Here is a 16,544-nt window from a genome sequence, read left to right on the forward strand (position 1 = left end):
GGCGCCGGGCGCGAGCGCTGGGGCGTCGCTGCGTTGTGTTCTGCCGCCTACCAGGGCGCTGTGGCTGCCCGCAGGAGTCCTCCACCGGACCGGCGCGACCCGGGACGCGGTGCTGTGCGGCATCTACCTCGAACGAGACCGGTGCGGCGTGGACTGGACGGAGCCCACACCGGTTGCTGTGAACGGGCTGCTGGGCGCGCCGAGTCGGTCCTTCCCGATCTGTTGCACCCGTTGCCCGCTCTGCCCATCGACGTGCCGCAACCCGTCGACGAACGGGTGCGTGCCGTGGCCGACGCGCTGCTCGCGGATCCCTCGGACCGGCGGAGCCTTGCGTCGCACGCGCGGGCTGTAGGGGTGAGTCGACGCACCCTGACCAGGCTGTTCGTCGACGACACCGGGATGAGCTTCGACCGCTGGCGCGTCCACGTGCGGCTGCGTGCCGCACTGTCCCTCCTCGCCGAAGGGCAGCCCGTCTCCCGGGTCGCACACGCGGTGGGGTATGCGACACCGAGCGCGTTCCTCGCGGCATTCCGGCGAACCGTCGGCACCACCCCGGCGCTACCTCAACGGCGATGTTCTTGACCCTCAGAACGGCTCTCGGCGATCTGTGCCGTAAAAACGGCTCCACCTGCGCGGGGGCGAGCTGAACCGCACCGTTATGTGGGGTCGAGGCCATGGCTGCGAAGCCAGGCCAGAGGGTCTATCGCACCACCGCCGCCGGGATGCACTTCGAGGTGCAAGTGCGGCCCCGACGAGTTGCCCGAGCTTCCGGAGTAGGCGATGGCCTCTCCCGCCTTGACGTGGCCGGTGCGGACTTTGGCACTGGCGAGGTGGCAGTACCAGGTCTCGGTGCCGTCGGGGGCCGTGACGATGACCATGTTTCCGTAGAACGGATTCCATTTGGATTCGACCGTGCCGTCGGTGACGGCCATCACCGGGGTGTTCATGGGCACGGGGAAGTCGAGACCAGTATGCCGACTCGACCACATGGAGCCAGCCGCGCCGAACAGTTCGCCGACTCCTCGCTGTGCAACGGGGAGAGCGAACTTCGGGCGGAGCGCCTCCTTGCGCGCCGCTTCCGCCTTTTTTCGTGCCGCTTCGGCTGCCTTGCGTCTCTGCTCCTGCTGTTGACGCTGCTTGAGATCGATGCGTTGCTGCGTACGGCTGGCGCGGTCGGCAAGGTCGTCCACGCCGCTTGTCAGACCGGTGAGCTGAGCGTCGAACTTGCCGTTGGCGGCCGATGGCTCGACGGCCGCTGTCGTGTCCGGGGCGGCTTGTGTGGCCTTCTCATCCTGGTTGTCGACGCTGATGGAGACGGCAGCAGCCCCCGTGATGGCCATCACGACAGCGGACGGGACGGCGACGGTCAGGAACGCGGATCGCTGGGCGGACGCACGACGGTTACGGACGTCGGCACGGCACGGGCCGGGAGAGGCGCTCTCGCCTTCCTCGGAGGCGGCGTCATGGAGGTGCGCTACCGCATTGCGCCACTGGCCGGTGAAGTCGTCCCCCCCACTGGGCTATGTACCCGCTCGGTTCTGCCAGGCCAGGGTCGGCCGCGGACGAGCTCATCCCCGCATGACCGGGCGCGTCCCACATCGTGGTGGAGTCATAGCCCGGGTATGACAGCGGATAGGCGGACTCGTCGTAATGGGCTGCCGTGGTGTCGTACACGCTGGGCATCGCACCGAAGAGCGGGTCCTCATCGCCGTAACCGCTAGCTCTCACACCGCCGTGCTGGGCGATCCATGTCACCAGGAATGTCACCACGATGACGATGCCGATCGCATTGAGGTCGATGCGGGTGAGCCACGACCACGGCCGGTGGTCGGCCGCGCGTGCCGTCCGCGGCCGAACCCGCCGCCAGGCCCAGCGCGCCGACCTGGGTGGCGGTATCGAATCCGAGGCCGAAGAGCAGGCCCACGAAGTAGTGCTGCCAGCTGTGCTCGATGAACCGGTTGTAGCGGCCCTTGAAGACGCGGTTCATCAACCCGCGGTCGGCGAGCAGCTGCTCCAGTTCCTCCGGTTCGTGGCGGCCTGCCTTGGCCTCGCGCCAGGTGCGGACGATGCCGCGCAGCACCGCCAGGTTCAATGCGGCGATCGCGTAGAGGAAGACGCCGGAGACCAGAGTCCCGATGACGCCGCCGATCTCCGCGAACCCGGCCTGGAATCGGTTTGCGGCGCCGGCGTATCTCGCCTCGATCCAAGCGGCGGGCTCGTGCACTCGGTAAGCGGGCGCGGGGCAAGCCCGTGCCCCGCCACCACGGCATGATTGCCGACGCGGCCGACATGGCGTTGCATGGCGGGTCAGTGGCCGCCGCTCGACTCGACGGCGAGGCGCTTGGTAAAGGTCTTGCCGCCGTCCTTCGACTCGTACACGCCGCTCTGCGTCGCGGCCAGGACGTGCTGGGCGTCGACCGCGGTGAGTGCTTGAGGCTGTCCGCCGGGGACGGTGGCGAGTTTCTTCCATGTGGCGCCGCCGTCGGTGCTGCGGCTCATCCTGCCGGAGGTGTCGATGCCGTAGAGGGCGTTCTGGGCCTTCCAGGAGAGGAAGGCCATCACCGGCTGCTTGCCCTTGGCGAAGGTCTTGCCGCCGTCGGTACTGCGGGCGACTCCTTCCGCGGTGGTGGCGAGGACGAGGTCGGCGTGGTCCGGATCGACCGCGATGTCGAGCGCCTGGAACGTCGCCCCGTCCTTCCAGGTGGTGCCGTCCTTGGTGGTGCGGAGCAGGCCGTTGGTGGAGTCGTAGCCGTAGACGGTGTCGTGTGCGTAGTCCAGAGCGTGGAAGTCGGACGTCCCTGAGAGGGAGAGCGACTTCCAGGTCCTGCCCGCGTCGGTGCTCTTGATCAGTCCCTTGTTTCCGGGGCCGTCCCCTCCGGAGGCGGGGTGGCCGCTGGCGTAGAAGGTCCTGCCCTGGGCCACCGTGAAGCCCATGAAGTCGTCCTTGCTGTCGCCCACCAGCTTGGGATTGCCCTTGGAGTCGGGGGTGTAGATGCCTTCGTGGGTCGCGACGTACAGGCGCTGCTCGGACGGGTCCAGCCCGAGTCCGTGGATGTGACGGACGGTCGTGACGGCATCGGACGAGTCCGTGTCGCCGTCTCCGCTGGAGCAGGCGGCCAGCGTGAGGCCGAGGGCGACGGCGGTGGCTGCCTGGACGGCGCGGTGCATCGTTATGAGTCCTCGGGAATTGTGGGGGCGGGCCGGGACATGACCGGGCGCGGCCCAAGTAAGGAGTGTGAGGGGGTGACCGCCCCGGGCTCCCCGGAGTGACCGGCGGAGCCCGGAACGGTCAGCGTGTGATCGGATCAGAGCTTGTCGAGGATGCCCTGGAGCGTCTTGACCTCGGCGGTCTGGTTCTTGACGACATCGTCGGCGAGCTTCTTCGCGGTGGCGTTCTTACCGCTCTTCTGCTCGTCCTTGGCCATGTCGATCGCCCCGTTGTGGTGGTCGATCATCATCTGCGCGAACATCTTGTCGAAGTCCGTGCCCTTGGCGGCCGTCAGCTCCTTCATGTCCTTGTCGGACATGATCCCGGGCATGCCCGACTTCCCGGAGCTGCCGGAACCGTGATCCATACCGGGCATGCTGCTGTCGGACCCGTGGTCCATGCCGGGCATGCTGCTGCCCGACTCGGGCTTGCCCCATGCCTTGAGCCAGGACTTCATCGTCTTGATCTCGGGGTCCTGAGCCTTCTCGATGTCCCCGGCGAGGGTCTTGATCTTGGCGTCCTCGGCACGCTCGTCGGCGAGCTTGGACATCTCGACGGCCTGCTCGTGGTGGGGGATCATCATCTGCGCGAACTTCACGTCCGCGTCGTTGAACGCGCCCGGTGCGGGGTTCTCCCCGGTGGTCGCGCTCGCCGAGGCGGAGCTCTTGCTCTTGCTCCCGTGGTCCATGCCGCTCATGTCGTCGTCGTTGCCACAGGCGGCGAGGACCAAGCCTGCGGCGGCGACGGTGCTGACGAGAGCGATGCGGCGGACGCGCGGACGGAGCGTGCTGCGCTTGCTGGCGGTCATGTCGAAAACCTCGTGGTGTCTGTTCTGCGGAAAGTCTGTCGAACGGGGTGCGTGGGCAGCACAAGCTGCCCACGGTGGCGTTCGGCCTAGATCCGCAGGACTGACAGTTGAGCGAGGTCAGGCGGCCTGCGCGGAGGAGGATTGGGGCGCAGTGCCGCCACGGCGCCATCGCGAAGCCGTGCCAGCCAGTCCGTCCTGCGGCTCAGAACCGCGCGGAGAAGACCGGCGAGAACCCACGTGCCGAGCACGGCCACGCACAGCGAGGCCATGTCCATCCCCATGGCCGGGGAGTGGGAGGACGCCTTGGTGTCCTGAGGGGAATCCGAAGAGGGCGAGGAGACGGCAACGTCCTGCGTCGAGGACATGCCTGCGCCCTCGTGGGCGGTCGTGGCCGATGCGTGAGCCGCTCTCATGCTCGGGTTGGAGGCGCTGTCGGGATGGCCCATCGAGTGCATCACGAAGACGCCCATCGCGAGCACGACGACGAGCAGCAGGTGCCCGAGGGCGCCTCCTGTTCGTACGTATCGGCTCACATGCACGTCGTGACTCCATCTGTGGTCGCTCCGCTCTCCGACAGTATCGAAGCGGACCGGATCATGCTGCGCGGGTCGGGCGCGGGGGTGACCTACTAAGCTGTTTGGCAGTAATCGTAAATCGTAACGGCAGAGGGGCGGGCGCATGCGCACGTGGACGCCACGTCAGTGGGTGGCGGCGGTGGCCGTGGCTCTTGTCGCCGCGGCCGCGATCGGTGTGCCGACCGGAGTCGTACCCACGCCCTTCTACGCCCGGATGACCCCGGTGTTGTGGTGGAACTATCCGGTCTGGGTGGCGGCATCGCTGCTCATGGGCCTGCTGGTGGCGACGTACGTGAATGGCCCTCCGGCCGCGCGGCCCGATGAGCCACGAGGGCGCCGGGCGCTGCTCGCGGGCGTGCTGTCCGCGTTCGCCGTCGGCTGTCGCCGAGGCTCCGCAGGGCTCCAGGACTCTGCCCCCTACGATGAGCGGTCACTGGTGCCGGAAGCTCCGCATTCCGGGGGCGAAGGGAGCGATGGTGCGTCAGCTGGGTGAGCTCGAGGCGGAGATCATGCACCGCCTATGGGCCTGGGGGCGGCCGGCGACCGCGCGCGACGTACTGGTGGACCTCAGCAAGGAGCGGCCCATCGCCTACAGCACAGTGAAGACCGTGGCCGACATCCTGCACAGCAAGGGCATGCTGAAACGGCACAAGGAGGGGCGGGCCTGGGTGTACGAGCCCACGTGTACCCGGCAGCAGTACACGGCGTCGCGGATGCAGGAGGCGCTCGGCGGTAACCCGGATCCGGTCGGAACTCTGGTCAGTTTCATCGAACAGATCACGCCCGAAGAGGCGGACGCCCTGCGCTCGGCTCTCCGCGCCGCCAAAAAGCGGAGCGATGCATGATCACAGCGATGGCGCTGGGCGGATACGCGGCCTTGGTGGGCACCGCGATGCCCCCTCTGCTGTCACGGGCACGATGGACCCACCGCGCTCCGGTCCTGGCGGTCCTCGCATGGCAGGGACTCATGGTGACGTTCATCGTCGCCACCGCACTCACGGTGTACCACTTGGCCCTCACCGAGCAGCATGTACACGAAGGGTTCCTCGGGCTGCTCAGCGTCTGCGGTCTGGCCGCCGACGCCCCGGTGACCGAGTCCGCGCCCACTCCCAGGGACGCCCTGGCGCTCAGCGCCCCCGCCGTGATCGTGCTGCTGCCGCTCGGCTGGTTCGTGCTCTGTACCTGGAGGGCACGCCGAGCGCGGCAGCGCCACCTCGACATGCTCGCCCTGATCGGTGAGCCGGCCCCCGGATACGACGCCACGGTCGTGGACCATGGCGCACCCGCCGTGTACTGCCTTCCCGGGCGTCGGCGTCGTGTCGTCATCACCCGGGGGGCCCTCGACGTCCTGTCCGATGCGCAAATGCGTGCCGTACTGGAGCATGAGCGCGCTCACATCGAGAGCAGGCACCACCTTCTCCACCTGCTCGTGGACGCGTTCTCCCGTGCCTTCCCCGGCCTGCCGCTCGCCCGGCATGCCAAGGAGCAGATCACGCTGCTGGTAGAGATGATCGCGGATGACAGAGTCCTACGAAGCCATTCCAGGGACGCGCTGGCGACCGCCATGTGTGAGGTCGCCGCAGGGCAGACGCCGCAGGGAACTCTGGGCGCCGCCGGGCCGGGTGCCCTCATCCGACTGCGCCGCGTCCTCACACCCCAACCCCGGCCGCACCGTGTGACGTGGCTGGGTGTCGTGGCAGCCAGTACCGCGGCTCCGCTGCTGCCACTGCTGGTGGCCTGCGGACCCTGATCACACCAGCCCCGGCCCGGCTGCGCATACGCGAGGTCCTGGAGCGGTTGAACCGCGACCCCGAGCCCGCGTACAACACCGTGCACACGGTGACCGAGGTGCTGTACCGCAAGGGCTGGCTGTCCAAGGAGAAAGACGGGCGCGCCTTCCGCTACGGGGCTACCGCGAGCCGTGAGGCGTACGTCGCCGGGCTGATGGGCGAAGTGCTGGCTGTAGCCGACGACCGAGCGGCGGCGGTGGTGAACCTGGTCGAGACGATGGAACCGGACGAGGCCGCCGAACTGCGCCGACTGCTCGTTGCCGCGCGGGGGACCGGCGCCCGGAGTGAGGAGCGCGAGCGTTGATCATCGCCTTGGCGCTGCTCGGCTACGCCGTCGTGCGGGGCTCGGATATTCATCGCCGCGCCTCAGGTTGCATACGGGTGCTCGTCGGGCATCCGGTACCGGGATCGTGTTCGCATGGCATTGTCGCGTCTGGCGGTCAAGTGCACCCGCCTGCTCATTTCGGGGGCTGCCATATCGGCGGTGTGGAGCAGGCTGGAAGTATACCCAGACCGGTCGTCGTCGTGGCCCGCGCCGGCAGCATATGGCGGAGAGGCCCAGGAGTGGCGGTTTGAAGGGGCTGGCGTGCACGTTCGCGCCGGAGATCGCGACGGCCAGCGGGATGCCCTGTGCTTCGGATAGCCATGCAGCTTGCTGCCCAGGTCCCTTGCAAGATCCACAGCTATAGCGGACGATCATGCCCCAAGTGGCACCTGCGGCCCGTGCCCTGCGTAGTGTGGGGATAGCAGTTGGCTATCAAGTCCCACGACTTCTAACCTGCTCGAATGATCGAAGATGGCCCCGCGGTACGCGTGGGAGACTCCGGACCGCGACCAGTCCATCTGCTCTTCTCCGAGCCGACAAGACCGTTCGGGGACGACCCCACACTCGACTTCCTTGTGAAAGCTCGCGGGCAATGGGTGAGCATCGAGACCCTGGTGCGGACGTGGAACGGCGACGGCCTCGACACCTTCCTCTCCTCGCTGGCCGAGGATTTCCGTGGTTGGGAAGGAGCGCGTGCCTGGCGCTCTCTGGAACGCGACCTGACGATCTCGGCGGAACACCGTCCGGGCGGTTACGTCCACCTGGCGTGGGGCATCCACGACCGGCCTCCGTCCGAGGAGTGGCACTTCGAGACCACCACTGTGCACGCGGCCGGCGAGGAGATGCGAAACCTCGCCACCGAGTTCCACACGTTTCTCACGGGCACGTGAACCGGATCTTGTCCTTGCCGAGTTGGTGTTCCAGTGCGGTGATCTGGTGGCGCAGGGCGAGGATCTCCGCTTCCTTGTCCCGATCGGTCGTCCGCAGCAGGCGAAGCATCGCGAACGCGTTTTCGGCACACCCAGGTAAGCCAGTCGGAGCAGCACGATCGATCATCAAGACGCGCTGACAGCAGCTGTGCCAGAGCGTCGGACCGAGCGACCGCGGCCAAAATCTGGGGACCCGAAGAAGCGTCCTCACAGGTGCGTCAGGAGGCGATCACAGTGGCGTCGGTGACCGGGGTGGTCCGGTCGGTGAACTCGCCATCCACAAAGCGGTCGGCAATGGTGATGCGCAGTGAGGGTCCGGACGACGAATTCTTCGCGGGCGGCGGCCGGTCAGCCGCGCTGTCTGCGAGCACGCAGAGCGGCCCAGTGGCGCAGGTGCTCGGTGATCTGGGCCTCGTAGCCGTTGCGGGTGGGTTTGTAGTAGGTCTCGCGGTCCATGGTGTCGGGGAAGTAATCGGCGCCGGAGAAGCCGTCGGCGGTGTCTGGGTCGTACTGGTAGTCCTTGCCGTAGCCGAGGTTCTTCATCAGCCGGGTCGGGGCGTTGAGGATGTGGGCGGGTGGCATGAGTGAGCCGGTGCGGTGTGCGGCGTGGTGTGCGGCGTTGAAGCCGCGGTAGACGGCGATGGATTTGGGGGCGGTGGCGAGGTAGACGACGGCCTGGGCGATCGCCAGCTCGCCTTCGGGGGAGCCGAGGCGTTCGTACACGTCCCAGGCGGCGAGGGCCTGCTGGATGGCGTGCGGGTCGGCCATGCCGATGTCCTCGACTCCGAAGCGGACCAGGCGGCGGGCTACGAACAGGGGGTCCTCGCCGCCGTCGAGCATGCGGGCGAGCCAGTACAGGGCCGCGTCCGGGTCGGAGCCGCGCATCGACTTGTGCAGCGCGGAGATGAGGTTGTAGTGGCTCTCCTGCGCCTTGTCGTACAGCGGGGCGCGCTGCTGGATGTGATGGGCGAGCGCGGTGGTGTCCATGGTGGTTTCGGTGTCGGGGAGGGCCTGGAGCTGTTCGGCCATGTTGAGGAGGTAGCGGCCGTCGCCGTCGGCCATGGCGATCAGGGCGCGGCGGGCGTCGTCGCCCAGGGGCAGCCGGTGGCCGGTGAGCTGCTCGGCGCGGTGGAGCAGCGTGGACAGGGCGGCTTCGTCGAGGCGTTTGAGGACGAGGACCTGGGTGCGGGAGAGGAGGGCGCCGTTGAGTTCGAAGCTCGGGTTCTCCGTGGTGGCGCCGATCAGAGTGATCGTGCCGTCCTCGACGTAGGGAAGGAAGCTGTCCTGCTGGGCGCGGTTGAAGCGGTGGATCTCGTCGACGAACAGCAGGGTGCCCTGGCCGATGCCGCGCCGGCGTTGTGCGGCGGCGAAGACCTTCCGCAGCTCGGCCACGCCGGAGAAGGTGGCCGATACCGGTTCGAAGGCCAGGTTGCCGGCGCGCGCGAGGAGCCGGGCGATGGTGGTCTTCCCGACGCCGGGCGGCCCCCACAGGATGGCGGAGCTGAGGCGCTGCTGGGCGACCATGCGGCCAAGTGGGGCGTCCGGGGCCAGGAGGTGGTCCTGTCCGACGACATCTTCCAGCTGGGTGGGGCGCAGGAGGTCGGCGAGTGGCCGGGTGGGCTCCTCGTCGAAGAGCGGCAGGGTCGGTTCCATCGGTCTCTCGGGTCGGTGGCGGACATGTGCGGGCGTGGCGAGCCTTGCACGGGACACTGACGAGCGAGGCTCAGCCGCTCGCGGGGAAGCTCGCGGCGCTCACCCAGCACCGGGGCGGTCGCGTCGCGGCAGCCGCTCGACGACCAGGTCGTAGGAATCTTCGACCGCCTCGGAGACCAGTCGCTCGGTGATGCCGGGTCCCGGCCCCAGCGAGATCCAGTGCCGTTTGTCGAGATAGCGGCCCGGTGTGATCGAGGCGTAACCGCGTTCTCGCGCGCGGGCGTGTTCGGGTTCGCACTTGACCGTGATGATCTGCTCGTCCGGGTCGTCGGTGACGATCAGGAACACCTTGCCCGCGACCTTGTACACGTCGAGTCCAGGTGTGAAGGGGCGTCCGCGGCTGACGTCGGGGAGGGCCAGGGCCGCCCGGCGGGCGGTGTCCTGGAGCCGGTCACCGGCCGCGCTCACCGGGCCGCTCGCGTTCCGCTGCCGTAGGTGTGCGGGTCGACGGGCTGCTCGGCCTTGGGCAGGTGAGCGACGACGAGCCGGTAGGACTCGGTGACGAGCTCCCTGACGAGCTCCTCGTCGATGCCGTCCCCGCCCTCCAGCGTGATCCAGTGCTTCTTGTTCATGTGGTAGCCGGGGGTGATGTGGCTGTTGTGTTCGCGCAGGGCAAGGGCCTCGCCGGGGTCCGACTTGAGGATCACGACGGGACGCCCGGGGGCCTCGGTCATCAGCATGAACACCTTCCCGCGTACCTTGAAGACCTCCCAGTCGGGGCCGAAGGGATGCTCCAGCTGGGCTCCGGGAAGCTCCTCGGCGCAATCGGCGGCGGTCTTCTGCAGGGTCGATCCGTTCATGGGAGGTTGCCTTCCTCAGGTCGGTGACGGGCTGCGGCCTCGTAGGACGCGGAGGGCGTGCCGTGCGGTCGCGGCGGCACAGCTCATCCTTTCCCTGGAACAGATGAAAAGGGGCAGTAGGCTGCGGACACGTGATGGTCGACAAGCGACACCCCAGGCCGAGTGGCCAGGCCGGATCGGCCGCGGTTCCGCTGTACGGTTTCCAGCCCCCGGTCGGCACTCCCTACGGGCTGGAGGTGAGTACCGTCGAGGACTTCTTCGCCCAGCACGACGACTGGCCGTGGAACCCGCCCCGTCCGGGCCGCGCCACCTTCCACTACCTCATCCTGGTCACCGAGGGTGAGCTGCGGCACGACGTCGACCACGTCACGCGGACCGTCGCCCCCGGCCAGTGGCTGTGGGTGCGTCCCGGGCACGCGCAGTGCTGGCATCCGCCCGGCGCCGCCCGCGGCCCGTTCATCTTGTTCGAGCCCGACGTGCTGCGGTCCGACATCGCCCGCCTCCTGGCCCCGCTCACCACGCACGAGGCCCCTGCCGTACTGAGCCCGCACCCCGGCGACGCCGCCTGGCTCCAGCAGACAGCCCTCCAACTCCTGGACGAACACCGAGCCCTCGGGCGCCGCCCCCTCGATATCCACCACGCCCTGCGGCGCAGCCTGCTCGAATCGCTGCTGCTCCGCCTCGCCAACGCCCCCGGCATCACCCCCACCGACACGTCGGCCGGCACGGGCCGTGGTGACACCTACGGACGGTTCGTGGACGCCCTGGAGCTGCACTTCCGCGAACTGCACCGGGCCGCGGACTACGCGGAGCTGCTCGGCTGCTCGGTCCGTACCCTCAGCCGCGCCGCCCGGGACGTCACCGGCAAGGGGGTTCGGGAGCTCATCGACGAGCGGCGGCTGCTCGAGGCCCGGCGCCTGCTGGGAGGCGCCCGGTGGGTCGCCCAGGCTGTGTCTGTTCATCTCGGTTTCTCTGATCCCGCGAACTTCGGCCGCTTCTTCCGCGGCCACACCGGTCTCACCCCTGCCGCCTTCGCGGCCGGCGAAGGGAGGACCGGTACGTGAGGCGAGCGCGGCGGAGGCCCGCCCCCACATGGCCGACCCGGACCTGCTGCCGCAGCGGACCGTCACGACCCAGGCGAGCTTGAGCCGCTGCGCCTCGCCGCCGGACAGCGCGGGGGTGGCCTCGTCGAGGGTGAGGTAGCCAAGGCCGAGGTCGACGAGCGTCTGCAGTCGGGAACGGACCTTGTTCAGGTCGCCTGTGTGCTCGATGGCCTGGGTGACGGTGCAGGCCCCAGCAGTTGAGGCAGGGTCACCCCATCCTCCTCGTCGCCTCCGCGGGGCACGCGGTGGACCTCGTCGGCCTCGGGGGCGTAGCGGGTTCCTTCACAGTCGGGGCAGATGATGTCGACGTTGGGCAGGAACTGGACGTCGAGTTCGATCTTTCAGGCCGCGTTCCTTCGCGGCGGGGGTGGCGGCGTAGGCGCGGCGCAGGTCGTCGAGGACGCCGCTGTAGGTGGCGATGGTGACCGCGGTGAGCCGGCCGCGTGGACTGCCCGGGGCGAGGGCGTGGCGGCGCACGAGGAGGTCTTCGCGGTCGGTGAGGTATCCGCCGCTCCGGGACGCCTTGGTGTGGGTTATTTGCCTGAGGGTGCCTTCGGCGATGACGGTGCCGCCGCCGCGGCCGGAGCCGGGACCGATCTCGATGAGCCAGTCGGCCTGGCGCAGGACCTGGATGTCGTGGTCGACGATGACCACCGAGTTGCCGTCGGCGAGCAGGCTGCGGACAACCCTCAGCAGGCCGTCGACGTTGGCGGGGATGTGATGCGGTTCAGGCCCTTGGCGTCCACAGCTGCCCGCACGGCCTGGGTCAACCGGCGCCGGGTGTAGGTGGACAGGGCCTCCAGGTAGCGGCGCGGCCCCTCGGCGTACATGGCGCTTCCTTCCGTGCATGCCGCGGCCGGCTGTGGCCTGGCCGACGCGGCGTGGTGCGTGTTTCTCAGTCGTCGAGGAGCACGACGTGCTTGCCCGGCGTGGTGCCGGCCTCGACGTCGGCCTGGGCGGCACGAACCTGCTCCAGGCCGTGGTAGACCTTCGCGACCGGGGCCTTGAGCCGCCCTTCGGCGATGGACTGCAACTGGTGCCGGAACACCTCGGCGGGCAGGTCGGCGGCCTCGCCCGCGTAGGCGGTCAGCCGCACTCCGCCCGGGATCACGAACGGAGTGAAGTCGGGGATCGTCCACTGGCCCGCCAGGGCCCCGGTGAAGCAGACGGTGCCGTGGCGGCGGACGGCACGCAGGGTGTCGGCGAGGACCGAGCAGCCCACCAGCTCCAGTGCGGAGTCGACGCCGTCCGGCATCAGCTCGCGCACCTGGTCGGCGATGGTGCCGTCGTCGACCAGGGGGTGGTCGACGCCCACAGCCCGCAGTTCCGCGGCCCTCTTCGGGCTGCGGGTGGTGGACAGCACCGTGGCGCCGAGGTCTTTCGCGATCGTGGCCGCGCTCAGCCCGACCGTGGAGGTGCCGCCGCGGATCAGCAGCGTCTGCCCCGCGCTGAGACCGAGTCCGGTGGTGAGAGAGCCGTACGCCGTCTGGAACATCTCCGGTAGCGCGCCGACCACCTCCCACGGCAGAGCGGTCTCGAACGGGATGACCTGCGTCGCGGGGACGGTGACGTACTGGGCGTACGAGCCGTCGAAAGAACGGCCCATGCCGCCCATCATGGTCGCGACCTGCTGCCCCGGGCGCAAGCCGCTGTCCTCCGGGGCCTGGTCGATGACCCCCACGCCCTCGATACCGGGGATGCGCGGGTAGGTGACCTCCGGGTCCGACTCGCCCTTGCGGGTGGTGACCTCGGATTCGTTGACGCCGAACGCCTTCACCTTGATCCGTACCCAGCCGGGCTGGGGCGCGGGCACCGGCACATCCTTGATCTCGAGTGCGTCGAGGTCGCCGGGCCGGGTGACGACGACGGCTCGCATCGTCGCAGGTGCGGCGTCGCCGGCGGCTGTCGGTTGGCTCATGGCAAGCTCCTTGATCGGCCAGCGGTGGCCTTGTGCGGTTCCTTATCGCCTGGGGACCGTCAGGGGCGGTCGATGTCCTCGAACAGGTCGAGGGCCGCCTGGTAGTGGGCGGTGGCCTCGAAGGGCGGGTTGCCGACGCTTCCCGAGGTGGGCCGGGTGATGACGGCGGGCCACAGACGGGCCCGCTCGCCGGTGGCGAAATCGAGCACGATGTCGCGGATACGCGTGTCACGCTCGGCCTGTTCGGCGCTGCGGCCCGGCTGCTCCTGGCCGACCAGGGCGTACATCTCGGTGCCGTGCACGGCGGGTGCGCCCTGGGAAGGCCCGATCACCAGGAGATGGGCGTTGCCGCCCGCAGCGGCGTGGGCCAGGGCGCCGCGGGCCGCGGGCAGGGCGAAGGCGTAGTCCGTCAGGAACGCGGCACGGACCTCGGCCGGAGTGCGGCCGCCCCGGTCGTAGGCGTCGACGATCTTCAGGGCGCGGGAACGGGGAAGGCGCCACCCTGCGACTTCGTCGGTGACGGCCTCGACGGTGTGCGGGTCGAACCGGTCGAGGTCGTTCGCCACCCACCAGCCCATCTCGTCACTGCCCGCGCTCAGCAGGATGTCCACGTCCCGGTGCGTACCGGAGGCCAGGACGTTCATGGGGTGGGCACGCAGTACCGCTCCGGGCTGTCCGGCGTCCAGGACGACACCCATGCTCGTGCCCAACATCCCGCCGCGGACGCCCATGTCTCTCGGGGTGACCTTGTACGCGGCGGCCACCAGCGCGGCCGTGTCAAGGTCGAGCAGCTTGTTCGGGTTGTCCGCGACGCCGAGTTCGGTGACGAACCGGTGCGCGTGTTCCTCGGCCCACCAGACCGGCTGGATACGCGAGGGGCCTCCGGAGAATCCGGCCAGGCGCTTGTACAGGCCGTTGGCGGCAGGGGCGCCGAGCAGGCCGAAGGCGGAAAAGGCACCGGCGCTGTGGCCGTAGACGGTGACGTTGCCGGGGTCGCCGCCGAAGTAGGCGATGTTCTGCTTGATCCAGGTCAGCGCGGCGATGACGTCCTGCAGACACAGGTTGCTGGCCTCGGCGAGGGCGCCGCCGTATTGCGACAGCGAGACCGCGCCCAGGGCGCCGAGCCGGTAGTTGATCGACACGCCCACCACGCGCCCCGTCGCGGCGAGGCCGGAGGCGTTCGAGGTGATCTGCGTGTTGGCGCCGTACTCGAATCCGCCGCCGTGGATGTACACGGCCACCGGGAGCGCCTCCCCGGCAGGCTCCTCGGGAGTCCACACGTTCAGGTTCAGGCAGTCCTCGCCCATCCCGCTGTCCGCCTCCAGCCAGTCGCCGGTGTCGGGCTGGACGGAGGCGACGCCCTTGCGGTCGTAGGGACGGTCCGGATCGAAGTCCGCGAGCACGGGGCGGCGGTATCGCTCGGCGGTGGCGTACGGGATTCCCCACCAGGACCGTACCCCTGGTGCAGTCGGGGTCGTGGGTGCGGTGGCGGTCATGGCGTGGCCTTTCGGTTCGGTTCGGTGTTTCGCGCGGTGTGTGGGCGGCTGGTTGCTCGCTCTCACAGCATTCCGCGGGATCCGACGCATCGTCCGGTGGGTAGCGGTCACCTGTTAGTCATCAGGTGACACTTCTCTACTCCTCTTCACGTGCGTGCCTGACGACACCTCCGGGGTGTGCTCCGAGGTGGCGCCAGGCGCGGGCGCGTTCCAGGTGCTCATGGTTCAGCGGATGGATGGTCCGATGCCGATGCCACCGTCGACGTCGACGTCGAGGACGACACCGGTGATGTAGCAGGCGGCCGGTGAGCAGAGGAACGTGGCCGCCTCGGCGATGTCCACCTCGTCGGCCCGCCCGGTGTACGACGGGTCGGCCGCCGCGCCCCGGGGCTGGAGGCGCGGCGGCCGGTGGGGCTCGCGGACGGTGGGTCTGGGCAGGAACACCGCTTCGCCGGCAGTCGGAGGAACCGCGTCGCCGACCGGCGGCATCAGCCAGCATCGACCTTGCCGCACGAGGAGGAACCCCGCGACGGCGACAAGGGAATCCGGAAAGCCGGTCGTCGGCGCAGTTCTTGGCGGTACGGGCCTGAGGCTGAGCGTGCGCGCAGACGCAGTGGCAGCCGGTCGGCACCTGCCGCATCGATAATGATCCGCAGACGGTGGTAAGGCCGGAGCTTGCGGTGAACAGCGTGGAGAACTTCATGGTCGCCAACGCATCTGTTGTGCCCGCGATCGGGGCTGCCCAGACTTGGGCGCGGTCCATAGTCGTTGACCGTGTAAGTGAACAACGCCCTTGTGATTCCGGGGCGGTTACGGGGCGCTGCGCATGATCAGCAGCTGGTCGGCGAACGAAGGGGCCAATGCGGCGGCCTGTCGCAGGTCGAAATCGCCCCGCGATGCTGCTGTTGCCGGCGAACTCGGATGGGCGTTACTGCTCGGCGATGTTGGGTTTCGGTTCGAGGGTGGGAGTGGTTGCGGTCCAGCTGGCGAGGATGTCGATGGCTCGTCGTGAGGGTGATTCCGGTTCAGTGGTGTAGATGAACAGGGTGGTCTCGGGGTCGCCGGGGAGGGTGAGGGTTTCGTATTCGACGGTGAGGTCTCCGACGAGGTAGTGGCGGAGGCGTTTGGAGCCGTGGGTGCGCTGGTGGACGCGGTGTTGTTCCCACCATTGGTCGAATTCGCGGCTGTGTCCGCGTAGTTCGGTGACGAGGTCGGTGGTGGCGCGGTCGTCGGGGTTGCGGCCGACTTCGAACCGGAGGCTTTCGACGGCGGCGCGGGCTTGGTCGGGCCAGTCGAGGAAGAGGGCTCGGGCGTCGCCGTCGAGGAACATCCAGCGGGCGTAGTTGCGGTGGGCGGCGGGGAGCTGGTCGAAGTCGGTGAAGAGGGCTTTGGCCATGCGGTTGGCGGCGAGGATGTCGGTGCGGCGGCCGAGGATGAGAGCGGGTTCGCCGTCGAGGGCGTCGAGGAGCTGGTAGAGGCCGGGGCGGACGCGTTGGACGTCGTGGGTTCGGCGGGGGGTGGGTGTCGAGGTCAGGCCGATGAGGTCGTTGAGGTGGGCGCGTCCGGCGGCGTCGAGGCCGAGGGCGCGGCCGATGGCTTCGACGACGGCGGCGGAGGGAGTGATGCGGCGGCCTTGTTCGAGGCGGGCGTAGTAGTCGGTGGATACGCCGACGAGGCGGGCGACTTCTTCGCGGCGGAGGCCGGGTACGCGGCGGACGCGCCCGTCGGGGGGCAGGCCGGCGCGGGCGGGGTCGATCTGGCTGCGGGCGCGCCGTAGGAAATCGGCGAGTTCTTGGTTGGTTTTGTTCACGATTCGAGTATCCCTGAGCCGGCGCGGTCCTGGGTGGACCGGCGAGTCCTAGGTTCCGAAGACCGCGCC

The 16,544-nt window shown here is 69.1% G+C and carries 21 protein-coding genes and 2 pseudogenes; 7 read left to right on the forward strand and 16 right to left on the reverse strand.

Annotated features, from left to right (window positions below):
* Positions 1-37 precede the first annotated feature (37 nt).
* A pseudogene (locus SSOG_RS49475) lies at positions 38-616 on the forward strand (helix-turn-helix transcriptional regulator); the annotation flags it as partial.
* Between the two features lie 40 nt (positions 617-656).
* Here the strand turns inward: SSOG_RS49475 and SSOG_RS37020 are convergent.
* The 5 genes from SSOG_RS37020 to SSOG_RS37040 form a co-directional block, all read right to left on the reverse strand.
* Entirely contained in the window at positions 657-1,340 is a 684-nt protein-coding gene (locus SSOG_RS37020) for a M23 family metallopeptidase (RefSeq protein ID WP_050800073.1), read from the reverse strand.
* Between the two features lie 377 nt (positions 1,341-1,717).
* On the reverse strand, positions 1,718-2,224 hold the full coding sequence (locus tag SSOG_RS37025; RefSeq protein ID WP_009719407.1) for a HoxN/HupN/NixA family nickel/cobalt transporter: 507 nt from the start codon (positions 2,222-2,224) through the stop codon (positions 1,718-1,720).
* An 83-nt stretch (positions 2,225-2,307) separates the two neighbouring features.
* Positions 2,308-3,168, reverse strand: coding sequence for a F510_1955 family glycosylhydrolase (locus tag SSOG_RS37030; protein WP_009719408.1), 861 nt, complete (start codon positions 3,166-3,168; stop codon positions 2,308-2,310).
* A 137-nt stretch (positions 3,169-3,305) separates the two neighbouring features.
* Positions 3,306-4,016, reverse strand: a complete 711-nt coding sequence (locus SSOG_RS37035; protein WP_009719409.1) for a DUF305 domain-containing protein — start codon at positions 4,014-4,016, stop codon at positions 3,306-3,308.
* Positions 4,017-4,102: 86 nt separating this feature from the next.
* Complete coding sequence (locus SSOG_RS37040) at positions 4,103-4,555, reverse strand: DUF6153 family protein (RefSeq protein WP_009719410.1); 453 nt, start codon at positions 4,553-4,555, stop codon at positions 4,103-4,105.
* 512 nt (positions 4,556-5,067) lie between these two features.
* Between SSOG_RS37040 and SSOG_RS37045 the strand changes: the two genes are divergently transcribed.
* The 4 genes from SSOG_RS37045 to SSOG_RS37060 all read left to right on the forward strand — a co-directional run bounded on the left by SSOG_RS37045 (position 5,068) and on the right by SSOG_RS37060 (position 7,596).
* On the forward strand, positions 5,068-5,436 hold the full coding sequence (locus SSOG_RS37045; protein WP_039942314.1) for a BlaI/MecI/CopY family transcriptional regulator: 369 nt from the start codon (positions 5,068-5,070) through the stop codon (positions 5,434-5,436).
* Complete coding sequence (locus SSOG_RS37050; protein ID WP_009719413.1) at positions 5,433-6,341, forward strand: M56 family metallopeptidase; 909 nt, start codon at positions 5,433-5,435, stop codon at positions 6,339-6,341. The genes SSOG_RS37045 and SSOG_RS37050 overlap by 4 nt, the downstream gene beginning before the upstream one ends.
* Positions 6,272-6,685, forward strand: coding sequence for a BlaI/MecI/CopY family transcriptional regulator (locus SSOG_RS37055; protein WP_009719414.1), 414 nt, complete (start codon positions 6,272-6,274; stop codon positions 6,683-6,685). Before SSOG_RS37050 ends, SSOG_RS37055 begins: the two co-directional genes overlap by 70 nt.
* Positions 6,686-7,224: 539 nt before the next feature.
* The gene (locus SSOG_RS37060) at positions 7,225-7,596 is read left to right on the forward strand and encodes a DUF6228 family protein (protein WP_245606665.1); all 372 of its coding nucleotides are present in this window, start codon (positions 7,225-7,227) and stop codon (positions 7,594-7,596) included.
* On the opposite strand, the gene SSOG_RS57630 is transcribed toward SSOG_RS37060, so the two are convergent.
* The 5 genes from SSOG_RS57630 to SSOG_RS37075 form a co-directional block, all read right to left on the reverse strand.
* Complete coding sequence (locus tag SSOG_RS57630) at positions 7,583-7,705, reverse strand: hypothetical protein (RefSeq protein ID WP_267893800.1); 123 nt, start codon at positions 7,703-7,705, stop codon at positions 7,583-7,585. The genes SSOG_RS37060 and SSOG_RS57630 overlap by 14 nt on opposite strands.
* Positions 7,706-7,853: 148 nt before the next feature.
* Entirely contained in the window at positions 7,854-8,006 is a 153-nt protein-coding gene (locus SSOG_RS52730) for a hypothetical protein (RefSeq protein ID WP_154686020.1), read from the reverse strand.
* Positions 7,984-9,288 (reverse strand): replication-associated recombination protein A, encoded by a 1,305-nt coding sequence (locus SSOG_RS37065; RefSeq protein ID WP_009719417.1) that lies wholly within the window; start codon positions 9,286-9,288, stop codon positions 7,984-7,986. The genes SSOG_RS52730 and SSOG_RS37065 overlap by 23 nt, the downstream gene beginning before the upstream one ends.
* A 99-nt stretch (positions 9,289-9,387) precedes the next feature.
* Positions 9,388-9,756, reverse strand: coding sequence for an MmcQ/YjbR family DNA-binding protein (locus SSOG_RS37070; protein WP_039939578.1), 369 nt, complete (start codon positions 9,754-9,756; stop codon positions 9,388-9,390).
* Positions 9,753-10,148, reverse strand: a complete 396-nt coding sequence (locus SSOG_RS37075; protein WP_039939579.1) for an MmcQ/YjbR family DNA-binding protein — start codon at positions 10,146-10,148, stop codon at positions 9,753-9,755. The genes SSOG_RS37070 and SSOG_RS37075 overlap by 4 nt, the downstream gene beginning before the upstream one ends.
* A gap of 131 nt (positions 10,149-10,279) precedes the next feature.
* Between SSOG_RS37075 and SSOG_RS37080 the strand changes: the two genes are divergently transcribed.
* The gene (locus tag SSOG_RS37080) at positions 10,280-11,212 is read left to right on the forward strand and encodes a helix-turn-helix domain-containing protein (RefSeq protein ID WP_009719419.1); all 933 of its coding nucleotides are present in this window, start codon (positions 10,280-10,282) and stop codon (positions 11,210-11,212) included.
* 321 nt (positions 11,213-11,533) lie between these two features.
* Here the strand turns inward: SSOG_RS37080 and SSOG_RS37085 are convergent, their stop codons facing one another.
* The 5 genes from SSOG_RS37085 to SSOG_RS55085 form a co-directional block, all read right to left on the reverse strand.
* Positions 11,534-11,905, reverse strand: coding sequence for a hypothetical protein (locus SSOG_RS37085; protein WP_039939580.1), 372 nt, complete (start codon positions 11,903-11,905; stop codon positions 11,534-11,536).
* Positions 11,906-11,940: 35 nt separating this feature from the next.
* Positions 11,941-12,081, reverse strand: a complete 141-nt coding sequence (locus SSOG_RS52735; protein WP_154686021.1) for a hypothetical protein — start codon at positions 12,079-12,081, stop codon at positions 11,941-11,943.
* Between the two features lie 65 nt (positions 12,082-12,146).
* Complete coding sequence (locus tag SSOG_RS37090; protein ID WP_039939581.1) at positions 12,147-13,169, reverse strand: alcohol dehydrogenase catalytic domain-containing protein; 1,023 nt, start codon at positions 13,167-13,169, stop codon at positions 12,147-12,149.
* Positions 13,170-13,228: 59 nt separating this feature from the next.
* On the reverse strand, positions 13,229-14,665 hold the full coding sequence (locus SSOG_RS37095) for a carboxylesterase family protein (RefSeq protein WP_009719422.1): 1,437 nt from the start codon (positions 14,663-14,665) through the stop codon (positions 13,229-13,231).
* A gap of 225 nt (positions 14,666-14,890) precedes the next feature.
* Positions 14,891-15,109: a Rossmann-fold NAD(P)-binding domain-containing protein gene (locus tag SSOG_RS55085; RefSeq protein ID WP_208867401.1), complete on the reverse strand. Its 219-nt coding sequence runs from the start codon at positions 15,107-15,109 to the stop codon at positions 14,891-14,893.
* 173 nt (positions 15,110-15,282) lie between these two features.
* On the opposite strand from SSOG_RS55085, the pseudogene SSOG_RS58645 reads away from it, so the two are divergent.
* Positions 15,283-15,495, forward strand: a pseudogene (locus tag SSOG_RS58645) (GMC oxidoreductase); the annotation flags it as partial.
* Between the two features lie 98 nt (positions 15,496-15,593).
* On the opposite strand, the gene SSOG_RS37105 reads toward SSOG_RS58645, so the two are convergent.
* Complete coding sequence (locus tag SSOG_RS37105; RefSeq protein WP_009719425.1) at positions 15,594-16,475, reverse strand: helix-turn-helix transcriptional regulator; 882 nt, start codon at positions 16,473-16,475, stop codon at positions 15,594-15,596.
* Positions 16,476-16,544: the final 69 nt, after the last annotated feature.

This window comes from Streptomyces himastatinicus ATCC 53653 (genome assembly GCF_000158915.1).
GTDB lineage: Bacteria > Actinomycetota > Actinomycetes > Streptomycetales > Streptomycetaceae > Streptomyces > Streptomyces himastatinicus.

Coding starts and splice junctions, on each gene's coding strand:
- SSOG_RS37035 (WP_009719409.1), bottom strand. CDS start 4,016: ATGACCGCCAGCAAGCGCAGCACGCTCCGTCCGCGCGTCCGCCGCATC.
- SSOG_RS37065 (WP_009719417.1), bottom strand. CDS start 9,288: ATGGAACCGACCCTGCCGCTCTTCGACGAGGAGCCCACCCGGCCACTC.
- SSOG_RS57630 (WP_267893800.1), bottom strand. CDS start 7,705: ATGCTTCGCCTGCTGCGGACGACCGATCGGGACAAGGAAGCGGAGATC.
- SSOG_RS52735 (WP_154686021.1), bottom strand. CDS start 12,081: ATGTACGCCGAGGGGCCGCGCCGCTACCTGGAGGCCCTGTCCACCTAC.
- SSOG_RS37020 (WP_050800073.1), bottom strand. CDS start 1,340: ATGGCCATCACGGGGGCTGCTGCCGTCTCCATCAGCGTCGACAACCAG.
- SSOG_RS37075 (WP_039939579.1), bottom strand. CDS start 10,148: ATGAACGGATCGACCCTGCAGAAGACCGCCGCCGATTGCGCCGAGGAG.
- SSOG_RS37095 (WP_009719422.1), bottom strand. CDS start 14,665: ATGACCGCCACCGCACCCACGACCCCGACTGCACCAGGGGTACGGTCC.
- SSOG_RS37090 (WP_039939581.1), bottom strand. CDS start 13,169: ATGAGCCAACCGACAGCCGCCGGCGACGCCGCACCTGCGACGATGCGA.
- SSOG_RS37050 (WP_009719413.1), top strand. CDS start 5,433: ATGATCACAGCGATGGCGCTGGGCGGATACGCGGCCTTGGTGGGCACC.
- SSOG_RS37030 (WP_009719408.1), bottom strand. CDS start 3,168: ATGCACCGCGCCGTCCAGGCAGCCACCGCCGTCGCCCTCGGCCTCACG.